Source organism: Kitasatospora sp. NPDC057223, assembly GCF_042669755.1.
Classification (GTDB): domain Bacteria; phylum Actinomycetota; class Actinomycetes; order Streptomycetales; family Streptomycetaceae; genus Kitasatospora.
In genome coordinates, this window is sequence record NZ_JBHUWW010000023.1 from 1 (window position 1) to 25,388 (window position 25,388).

Annotated in this window: 23 protein-coding genes and 1 pseudogene; 13 read left to right on the plus strand and 11 right to left on the minus strand. The window is 72.5% G+C overall.

What is annotated here, in order from left to right; genetic code table 11:
* Positions 1-154 precede the first annotated feature (154 nt).
* Positions 155-1,399, minus strand: coding sequence for a cytochrome P450 (locus ACFUK0_RS11695; RefSeq protein ID WP_380248762.1), 1,245 nt, complete (start codon positions 1,397-1,399; stop codon positions 155-157).
* A 101-nt stretch (positions 1,400-1,500) separates the two neighbouring features.
* Here ACFUK0_RS11695 and ACFUK0_RS11700 point away from each other — a divergent pair, with 101 nt between their 5' ends.
* Positions 1,501-2,169, plus strand: a complete 669-nt coding sequence (locus ACFUK0_RS11700) for a TetR/AcrR family transcriptional regulator (RefSeq protein WP_380248764.1) — start codon at positions 1,501-1,503, stop codon at positions 2,167-2,169.
* Positions 2,170-2,272: 103 nt separating this feature from the next.
* Here ACFUK0_RS11700 and ACFUK0_RS11705 read toward each other — a convergent pair whose 3' ends face one another.
* Complete coding sequence (locus ACFUK0_RS11705; RefSeq protein ID WP_380248766.1) at positions 2,273-2,602, minus strand: hypothetical protein; 330 nt, start codon at positions 2,600-2,602, stop codon at positions 2,273-2,275.
* Positions 2,603-2,831: 229 nt separating this feature from the next.
* Positions 2,832-3,407, minus strand: coding sequence for a TetR/AcrR family transcriptional regulator (locus ACFUK0_RS11710; protein WP_380248768.1), 576 nt, complete (start codon positions 3,405-3,407; stop codon positions 2,832-2,834).
* A gap of 141 nt (positions 3,408-3,548) precedes the next feature.
* On the opposite strand from ACFUK0_RS11710, the gene ACFUK0_RS11715 reads away from it, so the two are divergent.
* Positions 3,549-4,031, plus strand: a complete 483-nt coding sequence (locus ACFUK0_RS11715; RefSeq protein WP_380248770.1) for an ester cyclase — start codon at positions 3,549-3,551, stop codon at positions 4,029-4,031.
* 5 nt (positions 4,032-4,036) lie between these two features.
* Here the strand turns inward: ACFUK0_RS11715 and ACFUK0_RS11720 are convergent, their stop codons facing one another.
* Complete coding sequence (locus ACFUK0_RS11720) at positions 4,037-4,687, minus strand: hypothetical protein (protein ID WP_380248772.1); 651 nt, start codon at positions 4,685-4,687, stop codon at positions 4,037-4,039.
* Between the two features lie 101 nt (positions 4,688-4,788).
* Here ACFUK0_RS11720 and ACFUK0_RS11725 point away from each other — a divergent pair, with 101 nt between their 5' ends.
* The gene (locus tag ACFUK0_RS11725) at positions 4,789-5,409 is read left to right on the plus strand and encodes a helix-turn-helix domain-containing protein (protein ID WP_380248774.1); all 621 of its coding nucleotides are present in this window, start codon (positions 4,789-4,791) and stop codon (positions 5,407-5,409) included.
* Between the two features lie 202 nt (positions 5,410-5,611).
* Here ACFUK0_RS11725 and ACFUK0_RS11730 read toward each other — a convergent pair.
* Positions 5,612-7,534, minus strand: a pseudogene (locus ACFUK0_RS11730) (glycoside hydrolase family 3 protein); the annotation flags it as partial.
* 310 nt (positions 7,535-7,844) lie between these two features.
* On the opposite strand from ACFUK0_RS11730, the gene ACFUK0_RS11735 reads away from it, so the two are divergent.
* Together ACFUK0_RS11735 and ACFUK0_RS11740 are read left to right on the plus strand one after the other, a co-directional pair.
* Entirely contained in the window at positions 7,845-8,387 is a 543-nt protein-coding gene (locus ACFUK0_RS11735; protein WP_380248895.1) for a TetR family transcriptional regulator, read from the plus strand.
* A gap of 79 nt (positions 8,388-8,466) precedes the next feature.
* Positions 8,467-9,660, plus strand: a complete 1,194-nt coding sequence (locus tag ACFUK0_RS11740) for a methyltransferase (RefSeq protein WP_380248776.1) — start codon at positions 8,467-8,469, stop codon at positions 9,658-9,660.
* A 77-nt stretch (positions 9,661-9,737) separates the two neighbouring features.
* On the opposite strand, the gene ACFUK0_RS11745 is transcribed toward ACFUK0_RS11740, so the two are convergent.
* Positions 9,738-11,111: an FAD-dependent oxidoreductase gene (locus tag ACFUK0_RS11745; RefSeq protein ID WP_380248778.1), complete on the minus strand. Its 1,374-nt coding sequence runs from the start codon at positions 11,109-11,111 to the stop codon at positions 9,738-9,740.
* Positions 11,112-11,396: 285 nt separating this feature from the next.
* On the opposite strand from ACFUK0_RS11745, the gene ACFUK0_RS11750 reads away from it, so the two are divergent.
* From ACFUK0_RS11750 to ACFUK0_RS11785, 8 genes are all read left to right on the plus strand, one after another.
* The gene (locus ACFUK0_RS11750) at positions 11,397-11,858 is read left to right on the plus strand and encodes a VOC family protein (RefSeq protein ID WP_380248780.1); all 462 of its coding nucleotides are present in this window, start codon (positions 11,397-11,399) and stop codon (positions 11,856-11,858) included.
* Between the two features lie 120 nt (positions 11,859-11,978).
* Positions 11,979-12,890: an oxygenase MpaB family protein gene (locus ACFUK0_RS11755; protein ID WP_380248782.1), complete on the plus strand. Its 912-nt coding sequence runs from the start codon at positions 11,979-11,981 to the stop codon at positions 12,888-12,890.
* A 92-nt stretch (positions 12,891-12,982) separates the two neighbouring features.
* Positions 12,983-14,623, plus strand: a complete 1,641-nt coding sequence (locus tag ACFUK0_RS11760) for an AMP-binding protein (RefSeq protein WP_380248784.1) — start codon at positions 12,983-12,985, stop codon at positions 14,621-14,623.
* Between the two features lie 321 nt (positions 14,624-14,944).
* The gene (locus tag ACFUK0_RS11765; protein ID WP_380248786.1) at positions 14,945-15,997 is read left to right on the plus strand and encodes an isopenicillin N synthase family dioxygenase; all 1,053 of its coding nucleotides are present in this window, start codon (positions 14,945-14,947) and stop codon (positions 15,995-15,997) included.
* Between the two features lie 110 nt (positions 15,998-16,107).
* Entirely contained in the window at positions 16,108-16,533 is a 426-nt protein-coding gene (locus ACFUK0_RS11770) for a YchJ family protein (protein ID WP_380248788.1), read from the plus strand.
* A gap of 144 nt (positions 16,534-16,677) precedes the next feature.
* The gene (locus tag ACFUK0_RS11775) at positions 16,678-17,079 is read left to right on the plus strand and encodes a YciI family protein (protein WP_380248790.1); all 402 of its coding nucleotides are present in this window, start codon (positions 16,678-16,680) and stop codon (positions 17,077-17,079) included.
* Positions 17,080-17,086: 7 nt separating this feature from the next.
* Complete coding sequence (locus ACFUK0_RS11780; protein ID WP_380248792.1) at positions 17,087-18,349, plus strand: RNA polymerase sigma factor; 1,263 nt, start codon at positions 17,087-17,089, stop codon at positions 18,347-18,349.
* A gap of 110 nt (positions 18,350-18,459) precedes the next feature.
* Positions 18,460-19,221 (plus strand): class I SAM-dependent methyltransferase, encoded by a 762-nt coding sequence (locus tag ACFUK0_RS11785; RefSeq protein ID WP_380248794.1) that lies wholly within the window; start codon positions 18,460-18,462, stop codon positions 19,219-19,221.
* 77 nt (positions 19,222-19,298) lie between these two features.
* Here the strand turns inward: ACFUK0_RS11785 and ACFUK0_RS11790 are convergent, their stop codons facing one another.
* From ACFUK0_RS11790 to aspT, 5 genes are all read right to left on the minus strand, one after another.
* Positions 19,299-20,339, minus strand: coding sequence for an NAD(P)-dependent alcohol dehydrogenase (locus tag ACFUK0_RS11790; RefSeq protein ID WP_380248796.1), 1,041 nt, complete (start codon positions 20,337-20,339; stop codon positions 19,299-19,301).
* Between the two features lie 45 nt (positions 20,340-20,384).
* Complete coding sequence (locus ACFUK0_RS11795) at positions 20,385-21,152, minus strand: SDR family NAD(P)-dependent oxidoreductase (RefSeq protein ID WP_380248798.1); 768 nt, start codon at positions 21,150-21,152, stop codon at positions 20,385-20,387.
* 46 nt (positions 21,153-21,198) lie between these two features.
* Positions 21,199-21,846 carry a TetR/AcrR family transcriptional regulator gene (locus ACFUK0_RS11800; protein WP_380248897.1) on the minus strand — a complete coding sequence of 216 codons (648 nt, stop codon included), beginning with the start codon at positions 21,844-21,846 and terminating at the stop codon, positions 21,199-21,201.
* Positions 21,847-21,967: 121 nt separating this feature from the next.
* Positions 21,968-23,620: a bifunctional aspartate transaminase/aspartate 4-decarboxylase gene (locus ACFUK0_RS11805; protein ID WP_380248800.1), complete on the minus strand. Its 1,653-nt coding sequence runs from the start codon at positions 23,618-23,620 to the stop codon at positions 21,968-21,970.
* Positions 23,621-23,632: 12 nt separating this feature from the next.
* Positions 23,633-25,333: an aspartate-alanine antiporter gene (aspT, locus tag ACFUK0_RS11810; RefSeq protein ID WP_380248802.1), complete on the minus strand. Its 1,701-nt coding sequence runs from the start codon at positions 25,331-25,333 to the stop codon at positions 23,633-23,635.
* Between the last annotated feature and the right edge of the window lie 55 nt (positions 25,334-25,388).

A 25,388-nucleotide genomic window follows, 5' to 3' on the forward strand; every position in this document is an offset into this window, starting at 1 on the left:
TGGTACGGCAGAGTGGGGGACATCACGCACGCCGCGGTGGCGGCGCAGCGGGACGCGCGACTGGCCCGCGGGCCGGGGGCGCGCCCGCCCTCGTGAACCCGGGTTCGCGAGGCCGGGCGCCGGGGCCCACCCGCAGGCACAGGCCTGCGGCGCGTCAGCCGGAGATCCGCACCGGCAGGCTGCGCACGCCCCTGAGCATGACGCTCGTACGGCGTTCGAGGCCTGCCGGGTCGGCGGCCAGGGTGAGGCCGGGGCAGCGTTCGAGGAGGAGGCGAATGGCCGTCGCGGCCTCGATTCGGGCCAGTGGGGCACCGAGGCAGTGGTGAATGCCGTGGCCGAAGCCGAGCTGGCCGGCCGGCTTGCGCCGGATGTCGAACCGGTCGGGGTCGGGGAAGTGACCGGGATCCCGGGAAGCGGCGGCCAGGGAGACGAGGACGGAGTCGCCCGCCCGGACGACGGTGCCGCCGATCTCCACCGGCTCGGCCGCGAAGCGGAAGGCAGCGGCGCCGACCGGGCCGTCGTACCGGAGCATCTCCTCGATGGCGCCGCCGATGAGGGCCGGGTCCTCGCGCAGGGCGGCGAGCTGGCCGGGGTGGGTGAGCAGGGCGAGCACCCCGCCCGAGATGAGGTTGACCGTCGTTTCGTGGCCCGCGACGAGCAGCAGGAAAGCCATGCCGAGGAGTTCCTCGGGCGTGAGCGGGATTTCCCTGGGCGTGAGCGGCGCCGCCGCGGGGGCCGCCGCCGCTCCGGGCGCTGCGGCGGCGACGAGGGCACTGAGCAGGTCGTCGCTCGGATTGGCCCGTTTCTCCTCGATGAGGGCGGCGAAGTAGCCGGTCATACCGGCGACCGCCGCACCGGCGGCCTCCTCCGAGGTCGGTGCGACGATCTCGCTGGACCAGCGGTGGAAGTCGCCGTGGTCCGCCGTGGGGACCCCGAGCAGTTCGCAGATGACGGTCAGCGGCAGCGGCAGGGCGAAGGAGCTGACGAGATCAGCGGATCCGGTGGCGACCGCCGTGTCCAGCAGGCCGTCGACCAGGCGGTCGGCGAGTTCCTCGATCCGGGGGCGCAGCGCCTCGATCCGGCCGGGGGTGAATTCGCGGGCGACGAGTGCCCGCAGCCGGGTGTGCCGAGGTGCGTCGGCCTGGAGCATGTTGAGGCCGACGGCGTGGCCGCCGTCGTCCGTCCAGGTCGAGGAGAAGCGGATGTCGTTGCGCAGCCGGGGGTCGGTGAGGGCGGCGCGGGCCTCGTCGCGGGCCACGATCAGCCAGGCCTCGCCGGATCCGGGGACGTGGATGCGGTGCACCGGTCCTTCCGCACGGAGCGCGGCGTAGACCGGGTACGGGTCGACGGTGACGTCCAGGCCCGCAGGGGCCAGGTCCTGAAGTGTCGGAGCAGTCAAGGCAGTTCCCTCCCGATGGAAAAACGGGCAACCCTCCCCGCTTTGCCTTCCGACCGTACCAGGAAACGGACAGCCCTCCCCGATAGGGGTACCGTTCCCCCGTGACCACCGACCGGCCCGAACCTCCCGCCCGACGGCGCGACGCCCGCCGCAACCGAGAACTGCTGATCACCGCAGCCCGCGAGGTGTACTCCGAGCAGGGCGTCGACGCACCGCTCAACGTCATTGCCCGGCATGCGGGCTTCGGCAACGCCACGCTCTACCGGCACTTCCCCGACCGGGCGGCACTGGCCGAAGCGGTGTTCCGGGAGGCACTGGGCACCATCAGGGAAGCGGGCGAGCAGGCCCGGTCGGCCGCCGACCCATGGGCCGGCCTCACCGGCTACCTCGACCGGGTCTTCGCCCTGCTCGCCACCGACCGGGGAGCAGGCGACCTGATGACGACGGGCCTGGCGGGCGTCCCCTCGCTGGACGCCCTGCACCCGCACAACCTGGAGACGGTCGCGATGCTGGTCGGCCGGGCGCAGGAGAACGGGACGGTACGCGGCGACGTCACCCCGGAGGACCTGCTGCTGACTCTGGCCGCACTGGGCCGAGTCGCTCCGGCGCTGGAGGCCGCGGCGCCCGGCGCCTGGCACCGCCCCCTCGCCCTGTTCCTCGACGGCCTCCGCACGCCGGTGGCCCGCCCGCTCCCCGCAGCACCGCTCACGAGCGTCCAACTGGCTTCTTTTCTAGCGGAGTTGGGCGGACGCACGCAGACGGCCGACTGACCCCCGGCCTCGCTTGCTTGCGCGAGGCCCGAGGGGCAGCCGGCCGCCGTCGCGGCGCGGCAGTACAGCACTGCCGGCGCGTCACCACAGCCCTGCAACGCGGCTAGCTCACGCCGCTGCCACCGTTGCCCGAGCCCACGATGTTGTCGTGGAACGCGTTGAAGATGTCGTCCCCGGCGACCTGGTTCCCGTTCCCGATGATGATCGTGCGGCTCGCCGGGGCGACCTTCGACCCGTCACCGCTCTCACCGTTGCCCGAGCCCACGATGTTGTCGTAGCCGGCGTTGAAGATGTCGTCCCCGGCGACCTGGTTCCCGTCCCCGGCGATGATCGTGAAGCCCGGCCCGGAGGCGTCCGCGAAGGCGGCGGTGGGCTGGCAGAGAATGCCGCCCGCGACGAGCAGAAGCGCCGCGACCTTGACAGTACGGTTCATTTCCATCCTTTCCTCGACTGTGCCAGAGCGACATTAGGCACAGGTCGGATTCCCGGACGGGACCGTCCCCCGAATGGCGTGTCCCGGATTCACCCGAGGCCCGGAACCGCCGGGAGAATCGCCTGAGCAGCCCAAACGGGAGATCGTGCACAAACTTCACCACTGCCCGGGATTCCGGTCGCAGCTCCGAAGCGACGGGCCGCTATTCCCTCCGGCGATGACTCCGCGGCTATACCGCGCGAGGGGTGATGCCCTCCAGCAGGATCTCCAGGAAACGGCCCGCCTGGGCGGGGTTCCCGGCGCGGGCGACGGCCGTGACGAGGGCGATGAGTTCCGCGCCGTCGAGGTCCGCCCGCACGCGGCCGGCACCCTGGGCCGCATGCAGCAGCGGGGCGACGGCCTCGCGCACGGACCGGTGCCAGGCGGTGACCTGCGGCGGCTCGGCGTCGGGCGGGCCCTGGTACGCGGCATTGAAGGCGTCGCCGAGCGTTCGACTCGCGTTGATGTGGATGACGGCGGCCCGCAGCCAGCCGACGAGAGCGTCACCGGGCCGCTCCGTCGCCGCCAGGCGGCCGGCCGCGGCACAGAGCGCCCCGATCCGCTGGTCGTAGACGGCCTCGATCAGCTTCTCGCGGGTCGGGAAGTGCCGGTAGAGCGTCGCGTTGCCGACCCCGGCGGACTTGGCGATGTCGTCGAGGGAGGCAGCGGCGCCGTGGGCGTTCAACGCCGTCTCGGCCGCGGCCAGCAGGCGCTCGTAGTTGCGCTGGGCGTCGGCCCGCCGTCGGGGCGGTGGTGGGGAGGACATCGCCCCGCATCCTACTTGCCAACCGGGGAGCAGTCCTCGTATGGTCGTCGGCAAGAAGCGGGGACAACTCCCCGTATTCTCCCGACCGGAAAACGGGGACTGCTCCCCAGTTACCGGCACCGCTCACCGGAAGGCAGGAAGATGGCCGACGCGATGGGACCAGCCGCGGTTGTCAGGGCGATCATCGAGGCACGTGAGGCCGGCGACCTGGACGCCTGCCTCGGCCTCGTCGCCGCCGACTCACTGAACCAGGGGCACCCTGCCACCCACCACGACTGGCGGCGCCAGTGGGAGCTGATGCACGCGGGCTGCCCCGACCTGCGGGTCACCACCGAGCACAGCGTGGAGAACGGCGAATGGGTCGCCAACCGCTACACCATCCGCGGCACCCACACGGGTGACTTCTTCGGCCTGCCGCCGACCGGCCGGCACTTCGAGCTCAACGGGGCCGACCTGGTCCGGGTCCGGAACGGCCGGCTCGTCGAGCACTGGGTGTTCGCCGACCCGCTCCCCGACCCGCTCGACAAACCGCTCCCCGACCCGCTCGACGACCCGCTCTCCGACGCGCTCGACGAACCGCTCGACAAGCCGTCGGCCTCCGGCCCGGCGGCACAGCGGCGGTGAACCGTTCAGTGCGGCAGCGCGAAGGCGGCAGCGGTCGCCGCACCCAGGCCCGCACCGGCCACCGTCTGGAGCGCCGTGTGGTAGCCCAGCGCGACCCGTGACCAGCAGACCGCGGCGACGAGCAGGTACCCGACGCTCCACCAGGGCGAGTGGACCGCCGCGAGCACGGCGACCACGGCGGACGCCACCGCGGAGTCGACGCTGATCTTCCAGGCGGAGTTGACGGCCAGCAGGACGACGGTCATCACCCACAGGGCGAGCATCGCCACGAGGACTCCCCCGGGCGCGCCGCCCAGCAGCATCAGCCCGGCCCCGGCGCCGACCGAGCCGAGGATGACGAGGAAGATCGGCGCGCGCTGGGTACGGTCGACGACGTGCCGGTCGCCCCAGGTGCCCCGTCCGCGCTCCCACTCGATGTAGGCGGCGGGGACGACACCGGCGCACAGCGCGCCGAGCAGGCCCCAGGGGATGCCGGTCCAGTCGCCGGCCGCGGCCAGGCCGACGGCGGGCATGCCCGCGACGAGGGTGTTGCGCGGCTGGAGCACGTCGGTGACGGCGCGTGCGAGCCGCCCGTGCGCGCGGGGCGGCGCCGCGCTGTCGGGGAGTTCGCCGGCCCGGGCGATGACGGACCCCGGCCGGTCCTCCCTGTTCAGCATGGCGGCCACCCTATCGCCGACGGTCGCCGGCCCGGCCCGACGCGGGTCCTCCGCCCGTCCACGGCAACCGTGCTTGCCAGTTCCGGGACGGGTGCGATGCAATGGACGGCATGGAGCACTCACCGGAGAACTCGCCCGCCATCGCCAAGGCCCTGACCGAGGTCGGGCCCCGGCTCAAGCGTCTGCGGACCAGGCGCGGTGTGACCCTGGCGGCGCTGGCCGAGAGCACCGGCATCTCCACGAGCACGCTGTCCCGGCTGGAGTCCGGCCAGCGCCGGCCGAGTCTGGAGCTGCTGCTCCCCATCGCCCAGGCCCACCAGGTCCCGTTGGACGAACTGGTCGGCGCCCCCGAGGTCGGCGATCCGCGGGTCCGCCTGACCCCCAAGCAGGTGAACGGCAGCGTCGTGGTGCCGCTGACCCGGCTCCCCGGGCCGCTGCAGTCCTTCAAAATGATCATCCCGGTCACCCGGTGCACGCCGGAGCCCCGCACCCACGAGGGCTACGAGTGGCTCTACGTCCTCTCCGGACGCCTGCGGTTGGTCCTGGCCGACCACGACGTGGTGCTGGGCCCGGGCGAGGCGGCCGAGTTCGACACCCGGCAGCCGCACTGGTTCGGCAGCACCGGCGACGGCCCCGTCGAACTCCTGAGCCTCTTCGGCCGCCAGGGCGAGCGGATGCACGTCCGCGCCAGGACCGGCAGCGCGGACAAGTCCGTCCACTGACCCGGCCGAAGCGGGCCGCCGGGACAACCACGGCAACCACGGCAACCACGGCAACCACGGCCAGTACGACGGCCGGGGCGGAGGAAACCGCCGCGACCAGCAGCCACATCCCACATGCGGCCGCCGGTCACGGCGGGGTCGGGGGCGCTCGGAGCGGGCGTGAAGGGCCTGCCCCGAGCGCCGGTCTGGGGCGTCAGCGGCGGGTGGTGAGCCCGTAGCCGTACGCGAACAGCGGGTCGTACACCTTGTCGCCGACGTTGATCGGCTCCTGGGCCTCGCTTCGCGGCCAGGTGACGGGGAGCTTGCCGGTGAAGGGGCGCTTGCCGAAGAGCACGTCGGAGACGCCCGCGCCCTCGCTGCCGGGCAGCCAGGACATCACGAAGGCGTCCGTCTTCGGGAGTTCGTCGGTGACGATCTGCGGGCGGCCCGCGACGTCGAGGACGACGCAGGTGCTGATGGCCGCGCAGACGCGGTCGATGTTCGCCCGGTCGGCGGCGGAGATCTCCAGGGTGCGGCCGCCGTTGCCGACGTCGCCGACGCCTTCGGCGTACGGCGTCTCACCGATCACCACGATGCCGACGTCGTAGCCGTCGGTCGGCGCCGAGGCGTCCGCGCTGTAGGCCGCCTGCGGCGCGTTCTGCCGGATGCCCTGGAGGATCGTCGTGCCGGGGATGGTGCTGCCGGACTGCCCCTGCCAGGTGACCGTCCAACCACCCGCCTGGTTACCGATGTTGTCCGCGTTGACGCCTGCCACGTAGATCCGCTGGGAGGCCTTGAGCGGCAGCGCGCGGCCGCTGTTCCTCAGCAGCACCTGGGACTCGGCGACGGCCTTGCGGGCGACGGCGCGGTGGGCTGCCGAGCCGATGGTGCCGGCGTTGCGGCGGTCCGTGAAGGGGTGTTCGAAGAGGCCCAGTTCGAACTTGGCGCGCAGGATCCGGCGGACGGCGTCGTCGATACGGGTCGTCGCGACGTTCCCGGCCGCCACCTCGGCGAGCAGTGTCTGCTCGAACTTCCCCGCGCTGTAGGGCTCCATGAACATGTCCAGCCCGGCGTTGACCGCCGTGCGCACCTGGGCCGGGTAGTCGCCGGGCAGCTGGTGGATCGCGTCCCAGTCGCTGATCAGGAAGCCCTCGAAGCCGATCTTCTGCTTGAGGACGTCGGTCAGCAGCTCCTTGCTGGCGCTCATCTTGACCGGGTTGCCGACGCCGTCCTCCGTCCAGTCGACGCTGGAGTAGGACGGCATGATGCTGCCGACGTCGTGCTGGCGGACGGCCTGGACGTACGGCGCGAGGTCGATCTTCCGGAAGTGCTCGCGGTCGGTGACCGTCACCCCCTGGTCGAGCTTGTAGCTGCCGTTGGTCGAGGTGCCGTACGTGGTGTCACCGTCCCCGGCGAAGTGCTTGACCGTCGCCAGCACCCGGTCGGGGCGGGCCAGGTCCTCCCTGCTGTCGCCCTGGAGGCCGTCGATCGCGGTCTCCATCCGGGAGACCAGGTCCGGGTCCTCGCCGAAGCTCTCGTACGTGCGCCCCCAGCGGTCGTCGCGGGCGACGCAGACGCACGGGGCGAACACCCACTGCGGGCCGGTCGCCCGGGTCTCGGTGGCCGTGATGTGGGCCGCCTCGCGGACCAGGTCCGGGTCGCGGGTCGCCCCCAGCGCGATGTTGTGCGGGAAGACGGTCGCGCCGACCAGGTTGTTGTCGCCGTGCACCGAGTCGATGCCGTACAGCAGCGGGATGTGCAGCCGGGTGTCGAGGGCGCGCTGCTGGTAGCCGTCGATCATGTCCGCCCAGGCCTCCGGCGTGTTCGGGGTCGGGGTGGAGCCGCCGCCGGAGAGGAGCGAGCCGAGGGCCAGGGTGGTGATCTGCGTCAGGTCGCCGTTGACGGAGTTGCGCTCCGCCTGGGTCATCTGGCCGACCTTCTCCTCGATCGTCATCCGGCCGAGGAGGTCCCTGACGCGCTTCTCCACCGGCAGTTTCGGATCGAGGTACGGCAGCGGCCTGGCGCCCGCGCCCGCCGTGACGGCCTGCGCCGCCGTGACGGGCACGGCGCCGGCGGCCAGCGCGGTCGCGGCGAGCAGCGCGCCGCCGAGCAGGGCGCGGCGGCGCGCGGCCCGGCGGCGGGCGGTGGTACCGATGGGGAGGAACTTCACAGGTGTCTCTCCGTCTCGATCGGGTGGGTGTCGCGGACGCGGCCCGGTGCAACGGCTGAATGAAATCAGACCTACCAACCACTTGGTAAGTGTTCTGCAGACACTTTTTTCAGGACGTGACGGATCGACGGGCCGCCGACCGCGCCGCCGCGCCCGGGACCGTAGACTCCGACAGGTGAGACCCAAAAGCACGAACGAGGCCACCGGAACCGTCGCCCCGGAGCCCGCCGCCCGCTCCCCCCGCGCCTCCGGCGCACGACGGCGCGAGGAGATCCTCGCCATCGCGGTGGAGACCTTCGCCACCCGCGGCTACCACAACGCCTCACTGGCCGAGATCGCCGAGCGGGCCGGGCTCACCCAGGCCGGCCTGCTGCACCACTTCCGCTCCAAGACAGCACTGCTGAGCAGCGTCCTGGAGCTGCGGGACAATTCGGAGATCGAGCAGCTGGGCCCGGAGCGCCCGCGCGGGATCGCCTTCCTGAACCACCTGGTGGACACGGTCCGGCGCAACGCCGAACGCGAGGGCATCGTCCGGCTGTACACCGTGCTGTCGGCGGAGAGCGTCACCGAGGGCCACCCCGCGCAGGAGTTCTTCCGCGACCGCTACGACGGCCTGCGCGCCATGGTGACGGAGGCCCTGTGCGAGGCCTGCCAACTGGGCGAGGTCCGCGAGGACCTGGACGTCGAGGGCGTCGCCACGGCCGTCATCGCCGTGATGGACGGGCTCCAGGTGCAGTGGCTGCTCGCCCCGCAGTCCGTCGACATGGCCGCCACCACCCGGCGGGTCATCGACGCGCTGCTCGCCGACCTGCTCCCGGCGCAGGACTGACGGGCCGGCCCGACCCGGGGACGCTCCCACCTGCGGTGACTGCGGCACACCTGCGCCACTCGGCTAGCCTGGGCGGACAATGAACCGTTTGACGACGTCATGGGGCGACTACGCCCTCACCCGCTTCCCCGAGGACCCGCGCGACCAGCTCCGAGCCTGGGACGCCGCCGACGAGTACCTGCTCCGCCACCTCGACGGGACCGCCGACAGTGCCGAGGGCCACCGGGCGGAGCTGTCCGGCACGGTGGTCGCCCTCGGCGACCGCTGGGGCGCGCTGGTCACCGCGCTGAGCGGCGCCCTCGCCGGAGCCGGGGGCGGCCGGCTCGTGCAGATCAGCGACTCCCACCTCGGCCAGCAGGCGACCCGGGCCAACCTGGGGCGCACCGCGGCCGGTACGGACGCCGTGGAGCTGCTGTCGACCAGGGACACTCCGCCGGAGCGGATCGACGTCCTGCTGGTGCGCGTGCCCAAGAGCCTCGCGCTGCTGGAGGACCAGCTGCACCGGCTGGCACCGTCCGTGCACGCGGGCACCGTGATCGTCGGTACCGGGATGACCACCGAGATCCACACCTCGACGCTGAAGCTGTTCGAACGGATCCTCGGGCCGACCCGGACGTCACTGGCGGTCCGGAAGGCGCGGCTGATCCTCTGCACGCCGGACCTCGCGCTCCCCCGGGGCACCGACCCGTGGCCGCACAGCTACCAGCTGCCCGAGGACATCGGCGTGGTCTCGGGGCGGACGGTCGTCAACCACGCGGGGATCTTCTGCGCCGAGCGCCTCGACATCGGCACCCGCTTCCTGCTGCGCCACCTGCCGCGGCGCAGCGGGCGCGAGCGGGTCGTCGACCTGGGCTGCGGCAACGGCGTGGTGGGCACGGCGGCGGCGCTGGCCAACCCGGCGGCCGAGGTGCTGTTCGTCGACGAGTCGCACCAGGCGGTGGCCTCGGCCGTGGCCACCTACCGGGCGAACACGGACCCGGCCGTGCACGGCGGGGCGGAGTTCCTGGTCGGCGACGGCCTCGCGGACGTACCGGCCGGCTCGGTGGACCTGGTGCTGAACAACCCGCCGTTCCACACCCATCAGGCGACGACCGACGCGACGTCCCGGCGGATGTTCACCGGTGCGCGGGACGCGCTGCGCCCGGGCGGCGAGCTGTGGGTCATCGGCAACCGGCACCTCGGCTACCACGTGAAGCTGCGGCGGCTGTTCGGCAACTGCGAGATCGTCAGCAGCGACCCGAAGTTCGTGATCCTGCGGGCCGTCCGCAGGTGACCCCGGACGCGGTGACCCCGGACGGCCGTCCGGGGTCACCGCGCGAGGTTCACCGCGCGAGAGTCATCGCGCAGTGGTCACTGCTCCGGGGCCTGCGAGCTGGCCCGGAGCATCTCCTCGCGCTCGACGACCTTGACCCGCTCGCGGCCCTCGCGCTCACCGAGGGCGCGCTCGTGGGCGTCGAGGCGGTGCCAGCCCTCCCAAGTGGTGTAGCTGACGCCGCGGCTCTCCAGGAAGGCGACGACGGCGTCCTCCTGCGGTGCGTCGGGGGTGCGCAGCCGGTCGCCGCGGTAGTCCTCCACCAGGCAGGCCACCGTCTCGTTGGCGTCGCCCTTGGTGTGGCCGATCAGGCCGACCGGGCCGCGCTTGATCCAGCCCGTGACGTACGTGGACGGCAGGTGGGAGCCGTTCTCGACGACCCGGCCCGCCTCGTGCGGGACGGTGCCGGACAGCGCGTCGAACGGCAGCTTCGCCAGTTCGGCGGAGCGGTAGCCGACGGCGCGGTAGGCGGCCTGGACGTCCCAGTCACGGAACCGGCCGGTGCCCCTGACGTTGCCGGTGCCGTCGAGTTCGGTGCGCTCGGTGCGCAGCCCGACGACCCGGCCGTCCTCGCCGAGTATCTCGACCGGCGACTCGAAGAAGTGCAGGTACAGCTTGTGCGGGCGGTCGCCGGTGTCGCGGATCGCCCAGTTCTCCAGGGTGGAGGCGACCATGTCGGCCTGCTTGTTGGCGCGGCGGGTGGCGATGCTGCCGTCGTCGTACTCGATGTCCTCGGGGTCGACGATGACCTCGATGGTCGGCGAGTGGTCGAGTTCGCGCAGCTCCATCGGGCTGAACTTGGCCTGCGCGGGGCCGCGCCGGCCGAACACGTGGACCTCGACGGCCCGGTTGCCGGCGAGACCGTCGTAGACGTTCGGCGGGATCTCGGTGGGCAGGAGTTCGTCGGCGGTCTTCGCCAGGATCCGGGCGACGTCGAGGGCTACGTTGCCGACGCCGAGCACGGCGACCTGCCGCGCCTCCAGCGGCCAGGTGCGCGGGACGTCCGGGTGGCCGTCGTACCAGGAGACGAAGTCGGCGGCGCCGTACGAGCCGTCCAGTTCGACGCCGGGGACACCGAGGTCGCGGTCGGCGTCGGCGCCGGTGGAGAAGATCAGCGCGTCGTAGAACTGGTGCAGGTCGTCGAGGCTGATGTCGCCCGGGTAGTCGACGTTGCCGAAGAGGCGGATCTGCGGCTTGTCCAGGACCTGGTGCAGGGCGGTGATGATGCCCTTGATGCGCGGGTGGTCGGGGGCCACGCCGTAGCGGATCAGGCCGAACGGGGCGGGCATCCGCTCGAAGAGGTCGATCGACACGCCGGGGTCCTGGGCGACGTCGGACTTCATCAGCGCGTCGGCCGCGTAGATGCCGGCGGGGCCGGCTCCGACGATCGCCACTCGGATGGGACGGGGCATCTGGGTTTCCTCCGACGGGCAGGGCTGGACTGAGCGGACGCGTACGGGCGGGCCGTGCTCCCGGGACAGCCTCGCGGCCGGCGCGCCCGTCCGGTAGCCACCTCGGACCTATGGGGCCATAGAGCCGACCTATGCCGGACGGGGAACCCGGCGGCGGCAGCGCGGGCGGATCACGGCGGGCGCACGTGTCGCGGGGGCCCGCACCGGGCCCGCTGCCTACGCTGGACAGCAGGACCGGGGACGACTCGACGACTCCCCCGAGCCCCGCCGAGGAGGCCCCGCACCATGGCAGACACCGTACCCGCCGCGCCCGGCCCGGCCGCGGCGCCCCCTCCCCCGCAGGTGTGGCCCAGCCTGCGGGCGCACGACGCGCGGGCACTGATCCGCTTCCTGGTCGAGGCCTTCGGCTTCGAGGAGACCGCCGTCTACGGCGACGAGCAGCACGTCCACCACGCGCAGCTGGCCTGGCCGCCCGGCGGCGGCGTCATGCTCGGCTCGGCCCGCGAGGAGGACGACAGCGAGGACCCGTGGCCGCTGCGCCCGGGCAGCTTCGGCGCGTACGTGGTCACCGACGACCCGGACGCGCTGTTCGCACGCGCGGTGGCCGCCGGCGCCGAGGTGCTCTCCGGGCTGCACGAGACGGACTACGGCTCCCGCGACTGCGCGTTCCGCGACCCCGAGGGGAACCGCTGGTCGTTCGGCACCTACCCCGGCGAACCCCGCCGGCCGGCCGCTCCCGGGGCCTGACCCGGTGTCACCGAGGTCTCGTTGACCGGCCTTCGGGGCCCGCCTAGAGTCTCGGTGACCGCCGAGTAACGTCGGGTCCGAACCACTTCTCGGTCCCGACCGGCCGCAGGAGGGGCACCCATGAAGCGCCGCGACTGGCTGAACCGCATCCAGCAGCTCGACCCGGAGACCGACTTCGCCGAGATCTACCGGATCAGCAGCACCCACGAGTTCCCCTGGGACACCACCCAGGCACTGGGATTCGCCCTGTACCGGACGTACGCGGTGCCCAGCATCGGCCGCCTGCTCGCCGCCACCGGGGAGTTCACCGGGCGCACGCAGAAGCGCTACGACGACACGGTGCTGATCCTGGAGGCCGTCGTCGAGCACGGCTTCGGCTCGGTGCAGGGCCGCGAGGCGATCCGCCGGATGAACCAGATGCACAAGCGGTACACCATCACCGACGACGACTTCCGGTACGTGCTGGCGACGTTCGTGGTCGTCCCCAAGCGCTGGCTCGACGACTACGGCTGGCGGCCCTACTCCGCGCACGAGGTACGGGCCTCGGTCAACTACTACCGCGAGCTCGGCCGGCACATGAACATCCGCGGCATCCCGGAGACGTACGAGGAGTTCGAGCGGCTGCTCGACGACTACGAGCGGGCCAACTTCGCCTTCGACCAGGGCGGGCGGGACGTCTCGGACGCCACGCTGGACCTGATGGCCTCCTGGTACCCGACTCCCGTCCGCCCGTCCATCCGCCGGTCCTCGGTCTGCCTGCTGGACGACCCGCTGCGGGAGGCGTTCGGCTACCCGAGGCCGCCGGCCCTGCTGCGGGCCGTCGTCCGGGGCGGGATGCGGCTGCGCGGGCGCTTCGTGCGGCTGCTGCCGCCGCGCCGCGCACCGCACTACGCGCGCGACGGCAGACTCGTCCGGGGCTACCCCGGCGGGTACCTGGTCAGCGAACTCGGCACCTTCGGGCCGGACGCGCCGGCGGGCGGCGGCTGTCCGTTCCCGCACGGTACGGCGGTGGAGGGTCCGGCCACCGCCTGAGACCGGCCGGCGCCCGGGGCGCCGTCCGGACCGCCTGAGCCTTTCCGGCGCGGCTGTGCTTGACGAACCGTCACCGCTGACTGAGCCTGGACATGACACGCCACGCGGCTCAAGGAGGAGCACCGGTGCCGGTTCCGTCGTCCTACGCGCGTGGCAGTACCGACGCCCCGCTCTCCACCGAGACGATCGGGCAGGCCCTCGACCGCGCCGCCGGCGCCCACCCCGGCCGCGAGGCCCTGGTGGACGTACCCAGCGGGCGCCGCTGGACGTACGCGCAGCTCGTGGAGGACGTGGACGCGCTGGCCAGGGGCCTGCTCCGGGCCGGCGTCACCCAGGGCGACCGGGTCGGCATCTGGGCCGCGAACTGCCCCGAGTGGGTCCTCGTGCAGTACGCGACGGCCCGGATCGGCGCGATCCTGGTCACCCTCAACCCGGCCTACGGCGCCCACGAACTGGCCTACGTACTCGGGCACGCGGGAGTCGGCCTGCTGGTCGCCGAGCCCGGGTACCGCGGCGCCGACCACCGCGCGATGGCGGCCGAGGCCGCCGCCCGGTGCCCGGCCCTGCGCCGGACGGTCTGGATCGGCGAAGCCTCCTGGGACGGGCTGCCCGCACCGGAGGACGGGAGCGCCCTCCCCGTACTGCACTGCGACGAGCCGATCAGCATCCAGTACACCTCGGGCACCACCGGCCGGCCCAAGGGCGTCACGCTCTCGCACCGCGGCATCCTCAACAACGGCCGCACCGTCGGCGTCCTGCTCGGCTACACCGAACAGGACCGGATCTGCGTGCCGGTGCCGTTCTACCACTGCTTCGGCATGGTCGTCGGCAACCTCGCCGCCCTCGCCCACGCCGCCTGCGTGGTCATCCCCGGGCCCGGCTTCGAGCCCGCCGCCACCCTGCACGCCGTCGCCACCGAGCGCGCCACCTCGCTGTACGGCGTGCCCACCATGTTCATCGCCGAACTGGGCCTGCCCGACCTCGCCCGCTACGACCTCACCTCGCTGCGCACCGGGATGATGGGCGCAACCCCGTGCCCGGTCGCGGTGATGAAGCGGGTGCTCACCGAGCTGCACATGCCCGAGGTCGCGATCGCGTACGGGATGACCGAGACCTCGCCGGTCTCCACCATGACCCGCCGGGGCGACGACCTGGAGCAGCGGACGGCCACCGTCGGCGCCGTGCTGCCGCACGTCGAGACCAGGGTCGCCGACCCGCTGACCGGGCTGACCGTGCAGCGCGGCGAGCCCGGTGAGCTCTGCACCCGCGGCTACTCGGTGATGCTGGGCTACTGGGACGACCCGGTGCGCACCGCCGAGACCGTCGACGCGGACGGCTGGCTGCACAGCGGCGACCTCGCGGTCATGCGCGAGGACGGCTACGTCACGGTCGTCGGGCGGATCAAGGACATGATCATCCGCGGTGGCGAGAACGTCTCCCCACGGGAGATCGAGGAGTTCCTGCACGCCCACCCCGGCATCTCGGACGTCCAGGTGGTCGGCGTGCCGCACCCGACGCTCGGCGAGGAGATCTGCGCCTGCGTCATCCTGCACGACCCGGCCGCCGGCCTCGGCCGGGCCGAGCTGGCCGCCTACTGCGAAGGACGCCTCGCGCACTACAAGACCCCCCGCCACGTCCACGTGGTGGACGCCTTCCCGATGACCGCCAGCGGCAAGGTCCGCAAGGTCGAGCTGCGGAGCGAGGCGGCCCGCGCCCTCGGCCTCGCGCCATGACCCGGCAGCGCGGACGACCATCCGGGCGACCACCCGGCCGGCGCCTGTGGTGCGTCCCACAACAGGGGGCTCGCCCGCCCCCGCCGGGGTCATCTAGGCTGGATGACGTGCTCATACTCGTCAGCCGTCGCCACGTGGACCTGCTCCGCGTCACGAGCATGTCCTGTCGACGCTCCGGCTGACCCTCGAACCCTCAGCGCGCGGCCCCACCCGGCCCGCATCCCCCTTCCCGGCCCCGTGGCACCCGCCCTACCCGGCGCGGCCCCGGCGTCCCCGGTCACCACCGGGCCCGGCCGGGACGAGACCCAGCGGATGTCACCCATGACGCAGCAGGCTCCCTCCACCCCCTCCTCCACCCCCGGCGCCCCGGCCGCCGGACTCCCGGTGATCGACCTCTCGCTCGCCGACGGCAGCCCGGCGGACCGCACCCGGCTCCACGCCGAGCTGCGCGCCGCCGCCACCGAGGTCGGCTTCTTCCAGCTCACCGGCCACGGCGTCACCGCCGGGGAGACCACCGCGCTGACCGACGCGATGCACGCCTTCTTCGCCCTCCCCGAGGCCGACCGGCTGTCCGTGAGCAACCTCAACTCCCCGCACTTCCGCGGCTACACCCGCACGGGGCACGAACTCACCGGCGGCAGCCGGGACTGGCGGGACCAGCTGGACATCGGGGCGGAACTGCCGCCGCACGTCCCCGAGCCCGGCGAGCCGCCGTACTGGTGGCTGGAGGGCCCGAACCAGTGGCCAGGGGCACTGCCCCGCCTGCGCCCCGCCGCCCTGCACTGGATCGACCGGCTCAGCACCGTCGCCCAGCGCCTGCTGCACGAACTGCTCGCCGCCATCGGCGCCCGCCCCGACTTCTACGACGACGCCTTCGCCGGCCACCCCCACCTGCGGCTGAAGCTCGTCCGCTACCCCGGCACCGCCCCGGACGGCACGGGCCAGGGCGTCGGCGCGCACAAGGACTACGGCTTCATCACCCTGCTGCTCCAGGACAGCGTCGGCGGCCTCCAGGTGGAGCGGCCGGACGGGTCGTTCCTGGAGGTGCCGCCGCTGGAGGGCGCCTTCGTGGTCAACCTCGGCGAGCTGCTGGAGGTCGCCACCGACGGCTACCTCAAGGCCACCAACCACCGGGTGGTGAGCCCGGCCGGTGCCCGCGAACGGTACTCGGTGCCGTTCTTCTACAACCCGAGGCTCGACGCGCACATCGAGCCGCTGGACTTCCCGCACGCGCACCACGCCCCCGGCGCCACCCAGGACCCGGGCAATCCGCTGTTCGCCGATTTCGGACGGAACGAGCTGAAAGGGTACGTAAGGGCGCACCCCGAGGTGACCCGCCGGCACCACGCCGAGCTGCTGGACAGCACCCGCTGACCGGCCCGTCGGCACCGCCGCTGCGACGACCCGTGCGGCGACCCGTGCGATGACCGCGCGATGACCCCTGTGCCCGCCCGCCACTGCGGCGGGCGGGCACAATAGTCGCCATGTCCCGACGAATCACGCGGCCCACCGTCACCGCCGTCACCACTGCCGCCCCCTGCCCCTGCGGTCTGCCCGCACCGTACGGCGACTGCTGCGGCAGGCTGCACCGGGGCGAGAGCGCCGCCCCCACCGCCGAGCTGCTGATGCGCTCGCGCTTCAGCGCCTTCGCCGTCCGCGACGAGTCCTACCTCGTACGGACCTGGCACCCCGCGACCCGGCCGCAGGACACCGGGATCGACCCGGGCCTCCAGTGGGTCCGCCTGGAGATCCACTCCGTCTTCGAGGGCGGCCCCTTCCACACCCACGGCACGGTCGACTTCAGCGCGCACTTCATCGACCGCGGATACCCGGAAGTGCTCCACGAGCACAGCCGGTTCGTCCGCCACGAGGGCGCCTGGGTCTACTTCGACGCCCTGCCCCAGCCCTGACGGTGTGCCTGCGTCGGCCCGTCCCGGCGGGCCGATAAATTTCTTTCGCGGAAACCCGGTACGGATGTCGAAATCCCGGTTCCTGCTTCTACCTACGGGTGAGAGCGCCGGACGGCGGCGCGGGAGAGTACGAGGAGCAGGGCCATGAAGTACATGCTGCTGATGCAGTTCAGCCAGGAGACCACCGACTTCGCGCCGATCGGGGAGTGGACCCCGGAGGAGTTCAAGGCGCACATCGCCTTCATGAAGGACACCAACCTCAAGCTCACCGAGGCCGGCGAACTGGTCGACGCGCAGGGGCTGGCGATGCCGGACACCGCGAAGATCGTCCGCTCGCACGCCGGCGGCACACCCGTGGTCACCGAGGGCCCGTTCGCGGAGACCAAGGAGTTCCTGGCCGGCTGGTGGATCGTCGACTGCGAGACCCCCGAACGGGCCGTGGAGATCGCCGCGTACGTGTCGGCCGCGCCCGGCCCGAAGGGCGAGCCGCTGAACATGCCGATCGAGGTGCGCGAGGTGATGTCCGCCCCGCCCACGGAGCTGTGACGCGGCCGTGACGGCCCCGTCCGGCCCGGGCGCTCCCGTCGGCGACCTGCTGCGCGAACTCGCGCCGCAGGTCGTCGGCGTGCTCACCCGCCGCCACGGCGACTTCGACACCGCCGAGGACGCCGTCCAGGAGGCCCTGCTCGCGGCGGCCGTCCAGTGGCCGGACGAGGGCCTGCCGGACAACCCGCGCGGGTGGCTGATCCAGGTCGCTTCCCGCCGCATGATCGAACAGGTCCGCGGTGAACAGGCCCGGCGCCGCCGCGAGGACCGCTCCGCCCGCGAACTCCCCGCCGACACCTGGACGGCACCGGGGGCGGACGAGCCGGACGCAGGCGGGCAGGACGACACACTGACCCTGCTCTTCCTGTGCTGCCACCCCGCCCTGTCCCCCGCCTCCGCGATCGCCCTCACCCTGCGCTCGGTCGGCGGCCTGACCACGGGCGAGATCGCCCGCGCCTTCCTGGTGCCCGAGGCGACCATGGGGCAGCGGATCAGCCGGGCCAAGCAGAGGATCAAGGCCTCGGGCGTGCCGTTCCGGCTGCCGGAGCAGGCGGAACGGGCGAGCCGGCTCGACGCCGTCCTGCACGTGCTCTACCTGATCTTCAACGAGGGCTACGCCACCAGCACCGGGCCCGAACTGCAACGCGTCGAACTCTCCCGGGAGGCGATCCGGCTCACCCGGGCCGTGCACGCGCTGCTCCCCGCCGACAGCGAGGTCACCGGACTGCTCGCGCTGATGCTGCTGGGCGACGCCCGCAGCGCGGCCCGCACCGGCCCCGACGGCGAGCTGATCCCGCTCGCCGAACAGGACCGCAGCCGCTGGGACGGCGCAGCCATCGACGAGGGCATCGCCCTGATCACCGCCGCCCTGCCGCAGGGCCAGGTCGGCCCGTACCAGGTCCAGGCCGCCATCGCGGCCTGCCACGACGAGGCACCGACGGCGGCGGAGACCGACTGGCCGCAGATCCTGGCGCTTTACGGAGTGCTGGAACACCTGTCGGCCAGCCCGGTCGTCGCCCTGAACCGGGCCGTCGCCGCATCCATGGTGCACGGGCCCGCCGCCGGGCTGGAGATCCTGACCGCCCTGGAGGCGGACGGACGGCTGACGGGCCACCACCGCGTGCACGTGGTCCGGGCCCACCTGCTGGAGCTCTCCGGCGACCGGCAGGGCGCCGCCGCACAGCTCCGCCTGGCGGCAGCCCGCACGGCCAACCTGCCGGAGCGGCACTACCTCACACTGCGGGCGGGGCGGCTAACGGCTAACGGCTAACGGCTAACGGCTAACGGCTAACGGCCGACAGATGACAGATGACAGATGACAGATTCTGTCAGCACGTCTAATCTCTCGCCGCCGCCCCACCCCGCTGAAATACTCCGGCTATGCCAAGCATCTTCGACGACCTGCTGGCCGAAGCCGACGCCGCCCCCATCGAAGGCTGGGACTTCTCCTGGCTGGACGGCCGCGCCACCGAGCAGCGCCCCTCCTGGGGCTACCAGCGGACCATGAGTGAGCGGCTGAGCAGGGTGTCCGCCGCCCTGGACATCCAGACCGGCGGCGGCGAGGTACTCGCCGGCGCACGGCAACTGCCCCCGCTGATGGTGGCCACCGAGTCGTGGCCACCCAACGTCGCCAAGGCGACGCGACTGCTGCACCCGCTCGGCGCCGTCGTCGTCGCCGACCCGGACGAGCCGCCGCTGCCTTTCGCCGACGAAGCGTTCGACCTGGTGACCAGCCGCCACCCGGTGACGGTCTGGTGGGAGGAGATCGCCCGGGTGCTGCGGCCCGGCGGCAGCTATCTCGCCCAGCACGTCGGCCATTCCAGCGTGTTCGAGCTCGTCGAGTACTTCCTCGGACCGCAGCCGGAGGCCTCCCGCCGCGGACGGCACCCCGACGACGCCCGCCGGGATGCCACCGTGGCCGGGCTGGAGGTGGTGGACCTGCGCTTCGAGTCCCTGCGGACGGAGTTCCTCGACATCGGCGCGGTGGTCTACTTCCTGCGCAAGGTGATCTGGATGGTCCCGGGCTTCACCGTGGACGGCCACCGCGAGCGGCTGCGGGAACTGCACGAGCAGATCGAGCGCGAGGGCCCGTTCGTCGCCCACTCGACCCGCTACCTGATCGAGGCCCGCAAGCCCGCCTGAACAACACCGCGGCCCGCAGCCCGCGGCGCGAGGGCGCTGCGGACTGCGGACTGCGGACTGCGGACTGCGCCGGCCGGTCAGCCGTTGGGCAGGATCACCGCACGGCCGTTGATCTTTCCGGCGTGCAGCCGCTCGTAGGCGAGCGGGGCCTCGTCGATGCCGTACGTCTCCACGTGGACGTTCACCGCGCCGGCCCGGGCGAGGTCCAGGACCTCGATCAGCTCCGAGCGGGTGCCCCAGTACGGGGCGGCGACCGAGACTTCGTAGGGCAGCGTGCCGAAGCCCACGGCGAGGCTGCCGCCGCCGATGCCGACGATCGTCACGTCGCCCTCGGCGGCAGCCATCGCGCCGGCGGCGGCCGTGGTCGGCGGGGCTCCGACGAAGTCCAGGACCACCTGGGCGCCGACGCCACCCGTCAGTCCGCGGACCTTCGCGGCCGCCGAGGCATCCGAGAGCACCGTCTCGTGCGCGCCGACGGTGCGAGCCAGCGCCAGCTTCTCCTCCGTCACGTCCAGTGCGATCACCCGGGCGGCGGTCATCGCGCGCAGCAGCTGGATCGCCACGTGCCCGAGGCCGCCGGTGCCGATCACCACGGCCGTGCTGCCGGGCAGCAGCTTGCCGAGCGAGCGCTTGATCGCGTGGTACGGCGTCAGGCCGGCGTCGGTCAGCGGCACGGCCTGTACCGGGTCGAGGCCGCCGAGCGGCACGAGGTGGCGCGGGTTGTCGACGACCATGTACTCGGCCATCGCGCCGGGGGCGCCGAGGCCGGGCGGGCGGATGGCGAGTTCGGCGGCCCGCAGGCAGTAGTTCTCCTTGCCCTCCGCGCACTTGGCGCAGCTGCCGCAGCCCCACGGCCCGTACACGGCGACCGCGTCGCCCTCGGCGAAGCCGGTGACGCCCGCGCCCAGGGCGGCGACGGTGCCGACTCCCTCGTGTCCGAGGGTGAGCGGCAGCGGGAACGGCAACTGCTCGGCCGGCCAGCTCATCACCGCGATGTCGGAGTGGCACACCCCGGCCGCGGTGACCTTGAGCAGTACCTGCCCCGGTCCGGGCTCCGGATCGGGAACGGTGACCACCTCGGGGGCCGAGCCGACCGTGCGGTACTGGACTGCCTTCATGATTCGTACTCCTTGCCTTCGGACTGCCCCCCGGTGTCGGGTCGGTCAGCGGGCCGCGTAGGCGCCGTCGACCAGGTGGTAGCTGCCGTGGACGAAGGAGGCCCGGTCGGACAGCAGGAAGGCGGTCAGTTCGGCGACCTCCTCGGCGCGGCCGAGCCGGCCGGCGGGGTGCAGCGCGATCAGGGCGTCGCGGGCGGCCGTGTCGGCGTTCTGGAGCAGCGGGGTGTCGATGAAGCCGGGCCCGACGGCGTTGATCCGGATGCCCTGTGCCGCGTACTCCAGGGCCGCGGTCTTGGTGAGGCCGACCACGCCGTGCTTGGCAGCGGCGTACGCGGGCGAGCCGGCGAAGCCGTTGGTGCCGAGGATGGAGGCCATGTTGACCACGGCGCCGCCGCCCGCTGCGAGGATGGCGGGGATCTCGTAGCGCAGGGAGTAGAAGACGCCGTCCAGGTTGGTCGCCAGCACCCGGCGCCACGACTCGGGCTCGTACTCGCCGGTGGGCGCGGAGTCGCCGCCGATGCCGGCGTTGTTGACGGCCAGGTGCAGCCCGCCGAGGCTGTCCACGGTTTCCTGGACGGCGGCCCGCACGGACTCCGGGTCGGTGACGTCGACGGCCACGGCGAGGGTGCGGGCGCCGTCGGCCGCCAGTTCGGCGGCGGCCTTGCGGGCGCCCTCCAGGTTGAAGTCGGCGACGGCGACCGCCGCACCGCCCGCGGCGAGCCGGCGGGCCACGGCGAGGCCGATGCCGGAGGCGCCGCCGGTGACCAGTGCGGTCCGGCCGGCGAATTCCCGGGTGTAGTCGTTGACGGTCATGGTCGGTGTTCCTTCCGTACGGTTGCGTGCCTGGTGGGCACGCCGGTCAAGCGGCCGGGCCGTGGGGTGGTGGCTCTGCCGCGAGCACCTCGAAGGCCTGCTCCACCAGTTCGGGCAGATCACCCGCGGCCGTCGTCGCCTCCGGGTGCCGGACCCAGGCGCGGGCGGCGGCCTGGAGGGCGGCGACGCCGAGGCCGATGGCGACGGCGGGCCGCAGGTCGCGTTCGGCGTCCAGCCCGAGGCGGCCGGCGGCGATCCGGATGGACGCCTCCTCCGCCTCGACGCAGATCCACCGGTACGCGGCGGTCAGCGCCGGCTCGGCGGCGATCAGCCCGATCAGTTCCCGGACGCCGGGGCGCCGGTGCCAGGCGGGGTGCTCGTCGTCGCGCAGCCAGTCCCGCAGGGCCGCGCGGTACGCGGTCAGCGGGGTTTCGGCGGCGGGGCGGGCGGCCAGCGCCGCGTTGATCCGGCCGAAGTCGGCGCGCAGGCAGTCCAGCACGGCGTCCTCCCGGGAGGGGAAGTACCGGCTGAAGGTGCGCCGGGAGACGTCGGCCCGCTCGGTGATGTCCTCGACGGACACAGCGGCGAGGCCCCGGTCCAGGACCAGGCTCAGGGCTGCGTCGGCGAGCGCCTCGCGGGTGCGGCGCGCCTTGCGGTCACGTCGGCCCTCGGGGGTTTCGCCTGCCTTCTCGATGCTCACGCCACCCACCGTACTCCCAAAAATGTCCCGGCGGGACATGAGTCCCGCCGGGACATTCCCAGGCCGTCACCGGCTCGGCCCAGACCCAGGCCCGGACCCAACCCCAGGCCCGGACTCAGCCCAGGGAGGCCTGCCACTCCGCGCGGTAGTCGTCGAAGATCTCCTTCAGGTGGTGGCCGATCTTGAGGTAGTCGAGGTCGTCGAGGTTCGCCAGCGAGACCCGCACCGACCACTCCGGCCCGTCGAAACCGCCGCCGTTGAGCAGCACCACCCCGGTCTGCTCGGCGAGACGGAACAGCGGTTCGGTGGGTTCGTACGTCTTCAGCAGGTACGCCGCGAAGTCGGGGCCGGCCACCCGCTCGGCCTCGGCGAGCAGGTCGAGTTCGACGTAGTAGCCGGCCCGCTGCGGGTCGTCGGCGATCCGCATCCCGGAGCCCTCCAACAGCAGGTCCAGGCGCTCGCGGACGATGGCCTGCACCTTCGCCTTGTACGCCTTGCCCTCGGGCAGCAGCGCGAACAGCGAGAACAGCGCCATCTGGACCTGCTGCGGGAGGCTCAGCCCGGCGGTGTGGTTGAGCGCCACCTGGCGGGAGTCGGCGACCAGCCGGTCGATGAACCTGATCTTCTCCGGATCCAGGCTGAGCGTGCCGTAGCGCAGGGCGAGGCGGTCCTTCTCGGCCTGCGGGAGGGCCGCGATCTGCTCGTCGACCACGTTGTCGCGGTCCAGGCCGATGACGCCGAGGCGGTGCCCGGTGGCGCCGTAGTGCTTGGAGTACGAGTAGACCAGCATCGTGTTGCGCGGCAGGTCGGCGGCGATCGTCCGGAACCCGTCGACGAAGGTGCCGTAGACGTCGTCGGTGACGATGACCAGGTTCGGGTTGCTCTCCGCGACGATCTGCGCGATCTGCTCGGTGACCCGGGCGGACAGTGCCAGCGACGGCGGGTTGCTCGGGTTGACCAGGCAGACCAGCCGGACGGCCGGGTCGGCCAGCTTGGCGACCTCCTCCGGCGGGTAGCGCCACTCGCGCACGCCCCGCTCGGCGAAGCGGTTGGCCTCGACCCTGACGACGTCGAAGCCGTAGGTGTCGAGTTCGGCGATCTCGATGTACGGGGTGAAGACGGGCACCATCAGCGCGATCCGGTCGCCCTTGCGCAGCACCCCGTTCTTCAGCAGCGAGTCGAAGATGTAGCACATCGCGGCCGTGCCGCCCTCGGTGGCGAACAGCTCGGGCTGCGTCCCGGCCGGCGGCCGGCCGGCCATCAGCTCCTCCTGGAGGTAGCCGCGGACGACCTGCTCGGTGTGCACGAGCATCCGGTCCGGCACGGGGTAGTTGTCGCCGATGGCGGAGTCGGTGAGCTCGTGGATCCAGGCGTTGCGGTCGAAGCCGAAGCGGTCCACGGCGAGGTTCACGCTCGCCCGCAGCAGTTCGATCCCGGGCAGTGCGGGGTTGCTGCGGACGAAGGCGTCGAAGCGCTCCGCCGACCCGGTCTCCTCCGGCATGCCGCCGAGGTTGTCGGCCGTCCAGACCCGGCGGCTCTCGCTGAGCGCGAAGTGGCCGAGCGCGAGGTAGGCCTCCCGCGGGCCGGTGGCGACCCAGTTCGGGTTGCCGCGCCCGGCGTTGAGCATGTGGGCGGTGGACTTGCCCTTCTGGCCGGGCTCGTCCTGCTGGTAGACCTCGGCGAGCCGGATGAACTCGCCCTTGAGTTCGAAGGGGCTGAGCTGCGCGAGCCGGTGGATGTCGGCCCGGCTGATCGAAGGCTTGCTCATCGGTTCTCTCTCCTAGCCGAGCAGGGCGACGATGATCGCGCCCCAGATGGTCAGCAGCACGTTTCCGGCCGCGTACGGGATGGTGTAGCCGAGGGTCGGGATCTGGCTGCGCGCCGACTCGTTGATGGCGCCGATCGCGGCCGTGGTGGTCTGGGCGCCGGCCACCACGCCCATCAGGATCGGCGTACGGATCCTCAGCACGAAGTGCCCGAACAGCAGGCCGACGATCAGCGGCACCACGGTGGCCACCGCGCCCCACACCAGCAGCCCCCAACCGGCCTGCGAGAGACCGCTGGTGAAGCTCGGTCCGGCGTTGATCCCGACGATCGCGACGAACGCGCAGAGCCCGAAGGTGTCCATGAACCACTGGGCGCCGGGCGGCACGTTGCCGTACGTCGGGTACCTGCCGCGGATCCAGCCGAAGACCAGGCCCATGATCAGCGCACCGCCCGAGGTGGAGAGGCTGATCGGCACGCCGCCCGCGGTCAGCGCCGGGATGCCGATGCAGCCGCCCAGGAAGATGCCGAGGCCCACCCAGACCATGTCGGTCGCGAAGCTCGTCGGCACCGGCTTGCCGAGTGCCTCGCAGGCCGGGTCGACCAGCCGCTTGGGGCCGGTCAGCACGAGGGTGTCGCCGCGTTCCAGCTCGGTGGAGAGCCGGTAGGGGAACTCCGCGCCCGAGCGGTAGACCTTGTCGATGAAGACGCCGACCATGAACGGCTCGCGGCGGACCTGGGCCACCGTCATGCCGAGGTACTTCTTCTCCGAGACCACCACGTGCAGGTTCTCGGTCCGGTAGCTCAGCAGCCCGGCGTCGTCACTCTCCGGACCGATGTGCGCGGCGGGGTCGAACTCGACCAGGTCGTGCCGGAGCGCGCTGACCGCGATCACGTCACCCGCCCGGAGCACGGTCTGCTGGTCGTGCTCCAGGATCTTCCCGTCCCGACGCACCCGGGTCAGGTAGATCCGGCGCCCGCGCTCCCTCTGCTGGGCCTCGATGTCGTCGACGGTGCGGCCGACGAAGCCGTTGGCGGCCACCGTGAAGGCGCGCAGCACCACCTCGTAGTAGCCCTCGGCGAGGTCCGGGTCGCTCTCCGGGGCGTCGAGTTCGACGGCCAGCGCCCGGCTGTCGGCGGCCAGGTCGCTGTGCAGCAGCCGGGGAGCGATGTTAGCCAGCAGGATCGCGCAGAGGATGGTGCCGAGCGGGTAGGTGACCGCGTACGCGACCGGGACGAGGTTCTGCTGCTCCTGGATCTGGTCGGCGCTCAGGCCCTGGATCTGGCCGATCGCGTCCTGGGCCACACCGATGACGGCGGACTGGGTGAGCGCGCCGCCGAGCAGCCCGGCGCCGAGGCCGGGGCCGTAGCCGAGCATCTCCGCGAAGCCCCAGCAGACCAGCAGTCCGGACACGCAGACCACGACGGCGACCGCGACCTGCGGCAGGCCGTCCCGCTTGAGGCCGCGGAAGAACTGCGGGCCGACCTTGTAGCCGAGGGCGAACAGGAACATGATGAAGAACACCGACTTCACGGTGCCGTTGACGGGCACGTCGGTGACCCACCCGGTGAACAGGCCCGCGACCAGGCAGCCGGTGACGGAGCCGAGGCCGATCGCCCGGTAGTGGATCTTCCCGATCAGGAAGCCGATCGAGATGGTCAGGAAGATCAGCAGTTCCGGGTAGGGCTTGAAGACGTGGTCGGTGATCCAGTCCACGGGTCCCCCTTCTTGGTGATGCGTCGCGCTTCCTGGTGGTGCGTCGCGCCGGGAG